Here is a 13,903-nt window from a genome sequence, read left to right on the forward strand (position 1 = left end):
GCGAGGGATGCCTTACTTGGGAACGCCGGGCGCGGGTGTGGGAGCGCCGAGGCGGCCAATCCCGTTCTTGGCCATGGTCACGAGTTTGTCGAGCAGCGTGAAGAACACGTCGACACTGAAGCCCAACAGGAAGGCGACAGTGAGAATGCCGAACCCAAGATCCGGAATCCCGATGCCCTGCTTCACCGCCGGCGACAGGAACCACACCACGGCGATGCCGGCGAAAACGCCCAGCGACACGCGCAGGAATACCGACGCAAGTCCTGGATTTCGCGTCATTGGATTGAGGAACTCGCGCATATAGAACATTACTGCCCCAAGCGCGCCATAGAGCGCCGGAAGGAACCATAGCCCCAAGACGTCGATCTTGTTCTTCAGCGCGACGACCTCCTGATTGACGTTGGCGAGGCCGAGTTCTTCCATCGACCTCAGGCCGACAATGCAACGAATCTGGTTCCACATGTCATCGCGATCCAACACGTAGCCGGACAAGTTCGATATGCTATGCGTTGTCGGTGAAGCTTCCGCTCCAGCCGGCTGCGGAGTTTGCGATATGAGGATGCATTTCGTACGGTCGGTCAACTGAGACACGGGCTGCTGCGGCAAGGAATAAATATCGATCGAACCCGCTTGCGCAGTGGAAATGAGCTTCGGCGGCCACAACACGTTCAAAGCGCTGTATATCAGCACCTTCCCCGGAACATTGTCGACGATGATGTCGTTATAGTTCTGCTTGAATTCTCCAAGTTGCCGCTGAAGTCTGCGAAGCTCGTCGACTTTTTCGCTGATTGTAATGTCCGAAAGACTCGAGATCTTGATCGCCCTTTGATCCTTATCGATCTCGCCGGATTCAATGGCTCTGAAGAAGACATCGTTGATGATCTCATCCTGCCTGTCGATCTTGATCGTCGGGCTGTCCTCGACGAGCGCCGCGGCCCGCTTGTACCAGACCGTATAGAATCCGCACACGAAGATGAGCAGGACCGTGGCGAAGACGAAGAGAACACGGCTTCGGCTCTCACGAGCTACGCTCTTTTCCCGCTGCTTGCCGAAAGGATTCCAGCCACTCTTCAGATCGATGAGCGTCGCAGGCGATATAAGCTTGATCGACTTGTTGATCGCGGCCTGCAGATCGGAGAATTCCTGGCTACCCCAACTGATCTGGTTGCCCTGTTTGACCTTCTGGATGGCAAGAAACAGCGTATCGTCGTCGAGGCGGCCCGCGCGCTGCCCGAACGAGGCAATAAGGATCGCATCATCAAGCAGCTCTTTCGCCTGATCGGCTGCAAAGTCGGCCATAGCGTTGCCTCCAGCCATTTATCTTCGCCTTTATCCGAGTTGGCCTGGAATCGGGCCCCCGGAAGTCTGGCAGGCACACGCAAAGCCCGGGGGACCAGGCGGAGACGCCCAGCACCAGAACTGCGGCGTGAAACAGACCGTTCCGGGCGTGTGGGGCGGAACCTGGCCAAACGCATCGCCGCCGATGACGATCAACGGCAACGCAACGCCGGCAACCAAGACCAGATGCGTCAATCTACGCATGATCAACCCCTCCTAAAAAGGGAGCGGAACGTGCCTGTGAATATTCACTCTCACATTTGATCGTATTCGATTCAAGTGGAGGCCGTGTATAATAGGATATTCGTCGACTTCGGTAAAGTGCCCCTACCGTCGCTGCAATACTACTTACCGACGACTCTCTGGGTTCGCCATGTTTTCCACTTCGGAGCGCAAGCGGGCGAGCTCTCCGGGTTTGACGCATGCCTGTGGCCAAGGTCTGGAGGGGCTGTTTCGCCTTGGTAATTTGCTCTACTCCTCATGGCTGGCTGCGCACGCTTCGCCCAGGGAAACCCACGCCCATGTCGCCGGACTTCGGAATTGCGGACATCATCGCCCTCCTTTTTGTCACGGTCGGCCCGCTCAAGGCGGCGATCGTCTACACGAAGCTCACAGCCACGGCGGGGCCGGCGCTAAGGCGCCAGATCGCATTTTCCACAGTGACGGTCGCCGCGATTGTGTGCCTTGTCTTCGTCTTCTTCGGCCAGAACCTCCTGAACCTCTTCCACGTGTCGATTCCGGCGCTGAAGATCGCCGGCGGGCTGATCCTGCTGCTTTTCGCGCTCGACATGGTGCTGGGCGAACACAAGGACGAGGAAGTCGGCGGGCTGCCTTCCGCCGATATAGCAATCTATCCGCTCGCCATTCCGCTGATGGCGACGCCGCAGGGCCTCGTGGCGATCACCGCGATCGTCGCGGAGACGGAGACGCTAGTCCAGAAGCTGGTGATCGCGCTGATCGTGCTCGCCATCATGGCGCTCAACCTCGGCATATTGCTGTCGGCGGGCAAGCTGGGCCTCGGAAAAAATGCCGGGGTAGGCATCATCATCTCCAAGGTGATGGGGCTGCTGCTGTCAGCGCTCGCCGTCCAGCTGATGATCTCCGCCCTCCGCGATCTCGGCGTGATCGCCGCCGTCACCCAGGCCCACTGATCGGGGAGCATCATGTCGACCGAATATATCGTCATCGACGCAACCCCTGCCGAGCCGACGCCGGAGATCAAGCCCGAGCCGAAGCCCGAATTGCCGGACGAACCGAAGCACGGCAATCCGCTGCGGCGCACCGCACTCGTGGTGCTGGGGATCACGATCCTGTTCTTCTTCGTGTCGATCCTGATGGAGCGGCTTACGCCCTATACCTCGCAGGCGAGCGTTCAGGCCTATGTCGTCAAGATCGCGCCCGAGGTTGCCGGCAAGGTGATCGAGATCGGCGTTGTCGACAACGCGGTCGTCAAGCCAGGCGATTTGCTGTTCCGCCTCGATCCGCAGCCCTTCCAGATCGCCGTCGAGAATGCCGAGGCGCAGCTGGCGCTGGTGGGGCAGACCATCGGCGCCTCGACCTCGGCCGTCGATTCAGCGCAAGCCCGTCTCGTCGAGGCGATTTCCGAGCGCGATAACCAGCGCGAGCAGTCGCAGCGGGTGCTTGAGCTTGTGAAAAAGGGCGTCTACGCCAAGGCGAAGCAGGACGACGCGGAAGCGCTGCTGAAGAGCACCGAGGCACGCGTCACCCGCGCGGAAGCCGACCTGGAGCAAGCCCGCCAGGCACTCGGCCCGGCCGGCGACGAGAATCCGCAGTTGCGCCAGGCTCTGGCCGCGCTGGAAACCGCCCGTCTCAACCTGCTGCGCACCACCGTCCTCGCCCCGTCGGGCGGCGCGGTGACCAATCTACAGCTCGCGATCGGCCAGTTCGTCGGTGTCGGCCAGCTCGCCATGACCTTCCTGGATGCGCAAACCATTTGGATCGCCGCCAACCTGAAGGAGAACAGCCTCGAATACCTTGCGCCGGGCGAACCCGTCGAAGTGGTACTCGACACGCTGCCCGGACGCGTTTTCGGCGGCCATGTCGAAAGCGTGGGCTGGGGTGTGTCGCAGGGGGGCATCGATCCGGCAACCGGCCTGCCGACGGTCAAGAACGACAGCGGCTGGGTGCGCGAAGCGCAGCGTTTCCCGCTTCGCATCGTGCTTGACGAAGGCGTCCCGTCCGGCGTGCGATACGGCTCGCAGGCTAATGTCGTGATCTATACAGGCGACAATCCAGTGGCCAATGCGCTCGGCTCGCTCTGGATCCGGCTCGTCTCGTGGCTGAGCTATGCGACCTGAACAACCGGACGGCATCGCCGAGGCGCTTGAGCTGAAGCGGGAGCGGCATTTCGGCCTGCGCCTCGCCTTCGCCGTCTCGGCGGGGTTCACCGCCGCCATTGCCATCGGTTCGGTGCTGCCCTTTCTCGCGCCGATGCTGGCGCTACAGTTCCTGGTGACGAGCCGTCGTCCTCTGCCGCTGGCGGCAGGAATCGTCATGGCGGCGGTCGTTTTTGTAACCGGCGGCGCCCTGACCCTTCTGGTCGGCTTGTTCAACGACCGTCCGGTCGTTCTCCTCTTGCTGATCGGCCTGCTCTTTTTCTTTTGCTTTACGGCGCAGGCGCTCGGCAAGGCGTTGCCAATCGTCGGGCTGGTGCTGACAATCTCAACCGTTACGATCGTACTCGGCATGGCCAATATCGATCTCGGCCAGGCGACGTCCGCGGTCCTGCTCGGCTCGCTGGCGGCCGGCCTTCTGATCGCCTGGGCGGCGCATGCCCTGTTCCCCGAGCCTGCGGCGTCGGGGCCTGGCGATGCCGGCTCGCTCGGGCCGGCCCCCGCCCATCCGCTGCAACGCGCTGCATCGAACACGCTGATCCTGCTGGGCTCGGTGCTGATCTGCTTCATCAACCCGGCCTTCACGACGGCCATCGTTGTGCCGCTCACCGTCGTCTCGCTGATCAACCAGGCCGATATCGCCCATGACCAGAAGGCCATCTGGGGCCTGCTCGTCGTCAATGTCATCGGCGGCCTGCTCGCCTCTTTCGCCTATACGCTGCTGTCCATGCGCGAGAGCCTGGTCTTCATGTTCCTGATTCTGCTCACCATGGGCCTGTTCCTCGGCGGAAGGGCCGCGGATCCGGCGCGTGGCAAGGTCTTCGCCGGGTCGCTCGGCATCTTCCTCGTCGTGTTCGGCCTCGGCGTCTCGCCGATCCCGACCACCGCGCCGGAATCGTTCCAGACCCGGATGGTCATGGTGTTGTTCGCGATCCTCTATGCCATCATCGGCATCGGCCTTCTCTGGCGGACCGAGCCGCACCCCAGGACCGAAACCAGCCCATGACCGATCTTCGCGGCAAGACCATCGCCGGCACTTTCTATCACGCGCCCGAAGCCGGCAGCCTCGACATCCTGGCGGACGCGCTGATCCGCCTCGACGATCGGGGCGACATCGCGGCCTTGCATCGCTCGTCGGATGCCGGCCACGGGGAAGCGCGCGCGACAGCGCTCGCCAAAGGCTCGCTGGTTGAAATGCCGACCGGCAGCTTCGTCCTTCCCGGCTTCGTCGACCTCCATATCCACGCACCGCAATATCCCCAGCTCGGGAAGGCACTGAACGTGCCACTAGAGGACTGGCTGCAGCGCCATACCTTCCCGCTGGAGGCGCGCTATGCCGATGTCGCGTTCGCGCGGCGGCACTATGGAGCGCTGGTCCGCGACCTCCTTTCCGGTGGCACGACCACGGCGCTCTACTTCGCCACCGTGCACGAGGAGGCGACCCGCCTCCTCGTTGATCTCTGCATCGAGGCGGGCCAGCGCGCACTTGTCGGCAAGGTGGCGATGGATAATCCGGACGAATGCCCGCCCTATTATCGCGATGCCTCGGCGGCGGCGGCGCTGTCCGGGACGCGCGCGGTCATCGACTATGTCGCCGCCCATCCCGACAATCACGGCCTTGTCCACGCCGTGGCGACGCCGCGCTTCATCCCCTCCTGTACCGACGCCGTGCTGGAAGGGCTTGGCGAGATCGTCGCCGAATGCGGATGCCATGTTCAGACACACTGCTCGGAGAGCGATTGGGAGCATGGCTATGCTCTATCGCGCTACGGCGTCACCGACACGGAAGCGCTGGACCGCTTCGGGCTGATGACGCGGCGCACGATCCTCGCCCATTCGAATTTTATCACGCCGGACGACATGGACCGCATCGGCGCGCGCGGCGCCGGTGTCGCGCATTGTCCGCTCTCCAACGCCTATTTTGCCAATTCGGTCTTCCCCCTGCGGGCCGCACTCGAAAAGGGCGTCCGCGTCGGGCTTGGCACCGATATTTCAGGCGGGCCGAGCGCCTCGATGCTCGAAGTGCAGCGCATGACGATCGCGGCGTCGCGTATGCTGGAGACAGGCGTCGATCCGTCCCTGCCGGCGGAAAGACGCGGACGGCCAGGCTCGCGCGTCGATTTCGACCTCGCCTTCCATCTCGCCACCGCCGGCGGCGGCGCCGCGCTCGACCTGCCGGTCGGCATCTTCGCGGAGGGCTACCATTTCGACGCCCTGCTGATCGACCCGGCGGCGCAAGGCTCGACGCTCCGGATCGTCGAAGAAGCCGACGACGCGGCCGGCGTCCTGCAAAAGACCATCAACACGGCCTCAAAGGCCAACATCGTCGCCGTCTGGGTCGGGGGACGGAGCGTGGCGAATGGCGCCACCCCCTGAGGGCACGCGTCGCCAGGCCCGTCAAACACAACCCTTTTGATGTATCGATAGAATTTACAGTATTGATTTTATGGATGTCTCGCACTGAGACTACTGCTCAGAAAATTTGGCTAAAATTTTATAGATTAACCAAGAAATTTGTCGAGTATGAAGGTCACTGTTTAACTAAATTCGATATGGATACTGTTCTGGAAGGGCTGGGGGGCCCTTCCAGATCATGAAGAAAAATACTAGAAGAATCATTGGGATAGGGGTTGTCGCCTCGTTGCTGGCAACCGCGCTGGGCGGCTTTCTCGTGTTCCGATTCGAGCATGACCGCATGAAGACAATCGTCAGCGAGGCGATAGCTCAGCGCGCCACGGAAATCGCCGACACGGCCAGCGTCGTTCGCGATGTAGGCAGCATCCAGGACCCACCCTGCAGCGCGGCCTTTCTCGACCAGGTCAGGGTGATCCTGCTGCGATCGAGAGGCGTCAAGGATGTCGCGTATCAAGCCGATGGAAAATTGCTGTGCAGCAGCAGTCTCGGCAGTCGGGCCCAGTCCATCCCGCCGCTTGCGCACCCGGATTTCGTGGCACCAAACGGCTGGCGGCTTTGGGTCAGCGCCGAACTCGCGCAGGCCCCGGGCGTCAAGGCGATGGTGCTGAACGCGGATCATGTGGTGGTGGCTAGACTGCCCAACATCGATCCGCCGGCCATGCTGGGCCGTCGCCACCAACTCAGCATAGTTCGGATCGGCCCCATGGGTTCGGTCGTGACCGGCAATGGCCCGGTGGTCGGGCTCTCTGAGACGGCGCTGCGCGCTGGAAAGCCAATCATCACGAGCGAGCGAATGCTGGTTTCAGCCTGTACGGGCTGGCTCTGCTACGTCCTGAGCATGCGTTGGTCCGACGTCGCCCTGGCCCATGCCAGCACGCTCGCTGCCGCCGCCGCGGGCGGGGCGCTTCTCGGGATCATCGGGGCCGCCCTAGTGCAATACTGGATCACCCGGCACGCGTCGATGGATCGGGCGCTTCGGCGGGCCATGCAACGCCGCGAACTGGAGCTTCACTACCAACCCATCATCGACACATCGACGGGAACCTGCGTATCGGCCGAAGCGCTGATGCGCTGGTTCCGCAAGGATGGCAGTCAGGTCGATACGTCGGAATTTATCGAAGTCGCCGAGGCCGGCGGCTTTGCCATCGATCTTTTCCTGCTGGCCGTCAGGCTCGCCAGCCAGGATCTGAGCACGTTCCTGCGGTTCAATCGGAACTTCAAAGTCAGTCTCAACATCACAGCCAACGATTTGCTGGAGCCTCAGCTCTTCCAAATCCTGCACGAATATTTCGAGCTACGCGGCATCCACCCCAATCAGATTGCGCTGGAGCTGACTGAACGACGCATTGTGGATACGGCGGCGCAGGCGGATAGCATCCGCAAGCTCCGCGAGGCAGGCTACCTCATCCATATCGACGACTTCGGCACCGGCTATTCGAATCTCTCCTATCTGAGCGATCTGTCGGTCGACTGCATCAAGATCGACCGCAGCTTCACCCGCCATGTCACGGATGGCTCCTCTCAATCGCGGATCGTTCCACCGATGCTCGAAATCGCCCGGGAACTTGGCCTTGCCGTCATTGTCGAGGGCGTCGAAACGGAAGAGCAGCGTCTCTATTTTGCCGACAGGAACGTGAAGCGCATGCAGGGCTGGCTGTTTGCCGCGCCCATGCCGGCGGAAGCGCTGCTACCCTTGGCAGGCCGGCAGATCTGGGCACCCCCGAGGGCGCAAGACCTGCCCGCGACGACGTAGAGCCTCAATTGATGTTCGCGGCCAGCGGCAACCTGACCTCCTGGACGAGGCCGCCGCCTTCGGCGTTCGTCACGCGGATCGTACCACCGCCGCGCTCGATGATCTCCTTGGCAATGGCAAGGCCGAGACCGGCCCCCGGCATCGACTGACGGCGAGCCGGATCGACCCGGAAGAAAGGTTCGAAGACCCGGTCGATCAACTCCTGCGGGATACCCGGCCCCCTGTCCTCGATCCGGATGACGAGCATCGCCCCCTCCACGCGCGAGGAGAGGCTGCCGCCGCGGCCATGCGTCGCCGCGTTGATCAGGAGGTTGCGCAAGGCGCGGGCGAGTGCCAGCGGCGTGACGCTCAGGAACGCCGGAGCCAACGGTCCCAGCTCAAGCGCGTGGCCCTGACTGACGAGCTCGCCAACCAGGCTGGATAGGAACGGGCCGGTGTCGATCGGATCGGGCGCCGATGCCTCTACCTCCTCGCGGACGAGGCGGATGGCACTGTCGGCGATGCGGTCAAGTTCCTCCAGATCGGACAGCCACAGCGCCCGCTCCTCATCGTCGACGATGAACTCGGCGCGAAGGCGCATGCGCGTCATCGGCGTCCTGAGGTCGTGGCCCGCGGCGGCGACAAGCCGCATGCGGCTCTCCATGGCGCTCTTCAGTCGGGCGGAAAGACGGTTCAAGGCAGCGGCCGTCGCCTTCATTTCGCCCGATCCGGTTTCAGGCAGGGCGGGCAACACACCGTCCGGCCCGACGGCAGCGATCGCGCTCTCGACCAGTTGCAACGGCTTGACCAGGCGGTTGGAAATGACGACGGCAATGCCGGCCGCGCCGAGGGTGATCGCCGACATCCAGCCGAGGAGCAGCACCCAGCCAGCCCGGGGCGGCGGCGGGAGCGTCGAAAGCGGCAGCGTTATCCACCACCCCTGGCTCTCAATCGGCACGGAGACGGTAGCCGGGGCACCGGGGCTCGGCTGCGTGACCACGACGTCGATCGGCCGGCCGATGCGGCTGAGCTGTCGTCGTATCTGGTCAGTGAGCCGAGGTTCGACGATGCCGTCGGCCGGCCGGTGCATGAGTTGCAGACCGAGCCTCGAACCGGCCGGCGTGCCGGGCTCGAACTCATCCGGCAATTCGGCCGCCAGCCGCGCAATGAGATCGACCTGCAACGCCGCATCTGCGACCATGCGATCTGGCCCGGGCCGTCCGATCACGCCGATCGCAACGACCGTCGCAAGGCCCACCACCGCGACAATCGCCCCGACGACGAGGAGCGCGAGCCGCAGGCGGAGCGAGTTCAAGCGGCCGTCTCCACCACATCAACGCGGACGGAGAGCTGATAGCCACCATTGCGAACGGTCTTGAAGATCTGGAACTGGCCGCCATCTCCCAGCTTGCGGCGGAGCCGGCTCATCAACACGTCGATCGACCGGTCAAGCGTATCGGCCTCGCGGCCCTGCGTCAGGTCCAGCAATTGCTCGCGCGACAGGACACGCCCGGGTCGATCGAGAAAGACCCGCAGCAGATCGAACTCGGCACCGGTCAGCACGACATCGGCGCCGTCCGGATCGAGGACATTGCGCGTTTCGGGCGTCGCGACGAAGCCGGAAAAGCGGTAGGCAGCGACCGTCGGCGGCTCGGTAAGATCGGAGACGCGACGCAGCACAGCCCGGATGCGGGCCAGCAATTCACGCGGGTTGAAGGGTTTGCCGAGATAGTCGTCGGCGCCGATCTCCAGGCCGATGATGCGGTCGACATCCTCTTTCAGCGCCGTGAGCAGAATGACGGGCACATGCGGGCGGCGGTCGCGGAGCTGGCGGCATATGTCGAGGCCGGAAGCGTCGGGCAGCATGACATCCAGAACGATCAGGTCGATCGTCTGCGTCGCGAGATTCTCCTCCAGCTCGCGCCTGTCGGCCGCGAGCGAGACGCGCATGCCCTGCTGGTCGAGATAGCGGCCGAGCAGCTTGCGGATCTCCAGATCGTCATCGACGACCAAGATATGCGGCTGAGATTGCATTTTTCCTCGCTCGGACACGCGGCGCCCGTTCCGCCGAAAGCCATACTGCCATCTTCCACCGGCAGAATGCTGATTTGGTAACGAAATCTCACAAGGCCCGGAACAGAAACCTTTCGAAACAAGTTTCCCCTTTGGCGCAAGGCTCCGTCACGCAAAGGACGATGGGATGCCACGAGCTGTTCCTAATTTCGGCCTGCGTCCAACGAACCAAGGAGACTGCAATGAAACGCACTTTGGCTGCACTCGGCCTCGCGGTCGTCGCCGGATCGACTGTGCTTTCGGCCGTATCGGCCTCCGAACCACCGAAGACTGCGAATGCCCAGGTCGCCGACTTCCGGCAGGGCGGTCCCGACGGCCCGCGTGGCCCGATGGGGTGGATGCGCGGCGAGGGTCCGCGCGCCGGCCGTGAAATGCATCTGGCCATGCAGCTCTCGGCGGCGGAAACCCTGATCGGGGTCCGCGCCAACCAGATCGATGCGTGGCGCGACTATACCAGCGCCCTGCTCGCCCTCTTCGAGCCGCCCGCGCCGCCGAAGCCGGACGACGCGGCCAAGGACGGCGCCAAGGCCTTCGCCCGCGAGGAACGCCTCGCCCGCGAGATCACCGAGCGGGCTGCCAAGGCCGCGACGCTGACCAAGGCAATCGACGTGCTGAAGACCACGCTCACCGCCGACCAGCTCGAAAAGCTTGCGGGCGTCGAACTGCGCTTCGGACCGCCGCGTGGTCCGGGCATGCGCGGTGGTCCGGGGATGCATGGCGAACCGGGCATGATGGGACCGGACGGCCACGGCCCCGGCGGCTTCCATCGCGGCCCGGCCGGCGGCCCGCCGCCGGCACCCGGCGCCGGTCCCGATGACGCCGGCCCGCAGGGTCCCGGCGCGCCAGACGACGCCGCACAGCCGGACGACGCTCCCAACCCGGGCTAATCGGGTTCGGCAAGAGGGCGACCACCCCAACCGGGTGGCCGCCTTCGTCTTACTGGCCGAACGGCCCCAGGAAATCCTGCTTGCCAACCGGAACGCCCCGCATCCGCAGGATGTCGTAGGCGGTTGCCGCGTGGAAATAGAAGTTTGGAAGCGCGTGCTGGAAGAGGTAGTCACGGCCGACGAAATGCGTTTCGCCGCCGCGCGACTTCAGCGTGATGGGCCGCGCCTCGGCGCCCTCGAACGCCTCCGGTGGGACGGTTTTCAGGAAATCGACCGTCTTCGCGATCCGCGCCTCCAATTCGGCCAGCGTCTTCTCCTCGTCGGGGAAGCTCGGCGCGGCTATGCCGGTCAGCCGCGCGGCGCAGGCCTTGGCCGTATCGCTCGCCCGCTGCACCTGGCCTGAAAGCGGCAGCATGTCGGCGATCAGCCTTGCCTCCACCAGCTCGTCCGGATCGATGCCGTTCGCCGTAGCGAAGGCCCTGCCCTTTTCAAGATTGGCGGAGAGATTGGCGAAGCCGCGGAGGAAGAGCGGTACGGAAACTTCGTAGGCCGAGAACGTCATGATAGGGTTCACCTTGGGGGTGTATGGGGCTCGGTGTGCTGGCTCCGGCGTCTGTACGTTCGGCCTTGCGAACACACCAGTCCGGATATGGGGAAGCGGCCTCTGATTTCACAGGTGCCGCAAGGGTTGGGACACGGGCAGGCCGCGAAAGCGCCTGCCATCGGGAGGGGACATTCCATGAATATGCATAGCGGAATTGCGGCCTGTGGCTGCAGCCGTCGCGGCTTCCTGCGTGGCGCCGCCGGCCTCGGTCTGGCTTCGCTCGTCGCGGCACCAGCGCTGGCCGATACATGCGTGCCGTTCGACAAGACCCGGCAGACGGCGACGAGCCCCGACGACGCGATCGCGCGCCTCAAGGCCGGCAATCAGCGACTGCTCGACAACGAGACGGTCAATTGCGACCTCCTCGGCCAGATCAAGGCGACCGCATCCGGCCAGGCGCCGTTCGCCGCGATCGTCGGCTGCATCGATTCGCGCGTTCCGCCCGAATTGATCTTCGACCAGAGGATCGGCGCTGTGTTCACGGCCCGGATCGCCGGAAATTTCGTCAATACCGACATCATCGGCAGCCTCGAATTTGCGACCAAGCTGACCGGCGCGCGAGCGATCGTCGTACTCGGCCATACGGCCTGCGGCGCCATCCGCGGCGCAATCAGCAATGCCCAGCTCGGCAATCTGACGGCGACACTCTCCAACATCGAGCCGGCAGTCGTCGCTGCGGGTGCCGATTTTGACGGTGAGAAGACCGCCGACAACCCCGCCTTCGTCCAGGCCGTTGCCGACATGAATGCGAAGCTCGCGGCGAAGATGATCGTCGATCGCAGCGTCGTCATCCGCGACCTCGTTGAGGCGGGCGACGTCAAGGTCGTCGCCGCCATGCAGGATGTGGCGACCGGGCGCGTCAGCTTCTTCGAGTGAAGCGGCGGATCGGCCGGCGCGGTCTCAGGGCCGCGCCATCCGGTTCCAGGCGTCGAGGCCCGCGATCTTGTAGGCCTCGGCCAGTGTGGGATAGTTGAAGGTGTTCTCGATGAAATAGTCGATGGTGCCTTTCAGATTCAGCACCGCCTGGCCGATATGGATCAGCTCCGTCGCGCCTTCCCCGACAATGTGAACGCCAAGCAGACGGCGCGTGCGGGTCGAGAAGATCATCTTCATCATGCCGGTGTTCAAGCCCATGATGTGGCCGCGCGAAGTCTCGCGGAAGCGGGCAATGCCGCATTCATACGGAATCTCGCGCTTCCTCACCTCTTCCTCCGTCATGCCCACGGTCGAGATTTCCGGCACCGAATAGATGCCATAGGGAAAGAACTCGGGCGGCGGCGGCGGCGCGAGCCCGAAGGCGTGGCAGGCGGCGACGCGCCCCTGCTCCATCGAGGTCGAGGCGAGGCTCGGAAAGCCGATGACGTCGCCGGCGGCATAGATATGCGGAACCGAGGTCTGCAGCGTCTGCGGCGTGACCACGATGCGACCGCGATGGTCGGTCGCAATCCCCACGGCATCGAGGTTGAGACGATCCGTATTGCCAACGCGGCCGGCGGCGAAGAGTAGCATGTCGGTTGTCACCATGCGGCCATCGGCGAGCGTCGTCACGACCTTCCCATTGTCCTTGACCTCGATCGACGTCACCGCCGCGCCGAGCCGCAGCCCGACATTGCGGTCGCGCAGATCGTGCATAAACTCGTCGATCAGTTCCTTGTCGATGAAGTCCAGAAAGGTGTTGCGCGGTTCGATCAGCGTCACCGCTACGTCGAGCGCCGAGAAGATCGTCGCATATTCGACGCCGATCACACCCGCGCCGATGACCGCCAGGCTGCGCGGCAGGCGCGGCAATTCGATGATCTCGTCGCTGTCAAACACCGAGGTGCCATTGAAAGGCACATAATCCGGGCGGAAGGGTCGGGTACCGCAGGCGATGAGGACGTGGTCCGCGGTATAGACCCGGATCTCGCCGTTCTCCGCCGTGACCTCGACCTCGTGCGGCCCGACGAACCGCGCCTCACCATTCGCCGTCTTCACGGCATTGCGGCTGAACTGGTGCTCGAGAACCTCGACCTCATGGTCGAGCGTCTTGCGCAGGCGGGCGATCAGATCCTCGGCGCCGATGTCCTGCTTGACGCGATAGGAGCGGCCATAGAAGCCGCGCTCGCGCCAGCCCGACAGGTTGAGCACCGTCTCGCGGAGCGTCTTCGACGGGATCGTGCCGGTATGGACGGATACGCCGCCAACCCGCCGACCCTTCTCGACGACGAGGACGGATTTACCGAGCTTGGCAGCCTGGACCGCGGCGCGGCGCCCCGACGGGCCGCTGCCGATGACGATCATGTCATATTCGTTCATGGACGAGTTCCCCGGTGCCCGTTGCGCGTCGGCTTGATATGGATGAAGGGACGAGCGCGGCAGGCATCATGCAGTCGGCTTCGACATTCCTCCCGTCGGGTGACAAGACGGTGAAGCCGAACCCACGTTGCGATGCAGGTTGGATGCCAGCTTTCGGGCAGAGACGGCAGCGACGAGTTCCGGGTAGGGGCGGAGCGAGGCGCCA

12 protein-coding genes are annotated in these 13,903 nt (G+C 63.9%); 7 read left to right on the forward strand and 5 right to left on the reverse strand.

The window, feature by feature from the left end; translation table 11 throughout:
• Window positions 1-12: 12 nt before the first annotated feature.
• A complete protein-coding gene (locus tag OSH05_RS03975; RefSeq protein ID WP_104217472.1) occupies window positions 13-1,299 on the reverse strand; it encodes a hypothetical protein in 1,287 nt (428 codons plus the stop codon).
• Between the two features lie 560 nt (window positions 1,300-1,859).
• Between OSH05_RS03975 and OSH05_RS03980 the strand changes: the two genes are divergently transcribed.
• From OSH05_RS03980 to OSH05_RS04000, 5 genes are all read left to right on the forward strand, one after another.
• On the forward strand, window positions 1,860-2,489 hold the full coding sequence (locus tag OSH05_RS03980; protein WP_165801455.1) for a MarC family protein: 630 nt from the start codon (window positions 1,860-1,862) through the stop codon (window positions 2,487-2,489).
• Between the two features lie 12 nt (window positions 2,490-2,501).
• On the forward strand, window positions 2,502-3,656 hold the full coding sequence (locus tag OSH05_RS03985; RefSeq protein ID WP_104217470.1) for an HlyD family secretion protein: 1,155 nt from the start codon (window positions 2,502-2,504) through the stop codon (window positions 3,654-3,656).
• Window positions 3,646-4,698: a DUF2955 domain-containing protein gene (locus OSH05_RS03990; protein WP_104217469.1), complete on the forward strand. Its 1,053-nt coding sequence runs from the start codon at window positions 3,646-3,648 to the stop codon at window positions 4,696-4,698. The genes OSH05_RS03985 and OSH05_RS03990 overlap by 11 nt, the downstream gene beginning before the upstream one ends.
• Complete coding sequence (guaD, locus tag OSH05_RS03995) at window positions 4,695-6,068, forward strand: guanine deaminase (RefSeq protein ID WP_104217468.1); 1,374 nt, start codon at window positions 4,695-4,697, stop codon at window positions 6,066-6,068. Before OSH05_RS03990 ends, guaD begins: the two co-directional genes overlap by 4 nt.
• Window positions 6,069-6,387: 319 nt before the next feature.
• Window positions 6,388-7,860 (forward strand): EAL domain-containing protein, encoded by a 1,473-nt coding sequence (locus OSH05_RS04000; RefSeq protein ID WP_266352046.1) that lies wholly within the window; start codon window positions 6,388-6,390, stop codon window positions 7,858-7,860.
• Between the two features lie 4 nt (window positions 7,861-7,864).
• Here OSH05_RS04000 and OSH05_RS04005 read toward each other — a convergent pair whose 3' ends face one another.
• Both OSH05_RS04005 and OSH05_RS04010 read right to left on the reverse strand, forming a co-directional pair.
• Window positions 7,865-9,154 carry an ATP-binding protein gene (locus OSH05_RS04005; RefSeq protein ID WP_104217466.1) on the reverse strand — a complete coding sequence of 430 codons (1,290 nt, stop codon included), beginning with the start codon at window positions 9,152-9,154 and terminating at the stop codon, window positions 7,865-7,867.
• Window positions 9,151-9,873 carry a response regulator gene (locus OSH05_RS04010; RefSeq protein ID WP_104217465.1) on the reverse strand — a complete coding sequence of 241 codons (723 nt, stop codon included), beginning with the start codon at window positions 9,871-9,873 and terminating at the stop codon, window positions 9,151-9,153. The genes OSH05_RS04005 and OSH05_RS04010 overlap by 4 nt, the downstream gene beginning before the upstream one ends.
• A gap of 221 nt (window positions 9,874-10,094) precedes the next feature.
• Between OSH05_RS04010 and OSH05_RS04015 the strand changes: the two genes are divergently transcribed.
• On the forward strand, window positions 10,095-10,799 hold the full coding sequence (locus tag OSH05_RS04015) for a hypothetical protein (RefSeq protein ID WP_104217464.1): 705 nt from the start codon (window positions 10,095-10,097) through the stop codon (window positions 10,797-10,799).
• A gap of 49 nt (window positions 10,800-10,848) precedes the next feature.
• Here the strand turns inward: OSH05_RS04015 and OSH05_RS04020 are convergent, their stop codons facing one another.
• A complete protein-coding gene (locus OSH05_RS04020) occupies window positions 10,849-11,361 on the reverse strand; it encodes a DUF1993 domain-containing protein (protein ID WP_104217463.1) in 513 nt (170 codons plus the stop codon).
• A gap of 177 nt (window positions 11,362-11,538) precedes the next feature.
• Here OSH05_RS04020 and OSH05_RS04025 point away from each other — a divergent pair, with 177 nt between their 5' ends.
• A complete protein-coding gene (locus tag OSH05_RS04025) occupies window positions 11,539-12,279 on the forward strand; it encodes a carbonic anhydrase family protein (protein ID WP_266352047.1) in 741 nt (246 codons plus the stop codon).
• Between the two features lie 24 nt (window positions 12,280-12,303).
• Here OSH05_RS04025 and sthA read toward each other — a convergent pair whose 3' ends face one another.
• Window positions 12,304-13,698: a Si-specific NAD(P)(+) transhydrogenase gene (gene sthA, locus OSH05_RS04030; RefSeq protein ID WP_104217462.1), complete on the reverse strand. Its 1,395-nt coding sequence runs from the start codon at window positions 13,696-13,698 to the stop codon at window positions 12,304-12,306.
• Window positions 13,699-13,903: the final 205 nt, after the last annotated feature.

Origin of the sequence: Kaistia algarum, assembly GCF_026343945.1 — a bacterium.
GTDB lineage: Bacteria > Pseudomonadota > Alphaproteobacteria > Rhizobiales > Kaistiaceae > Kaistia > Kaistia algarum.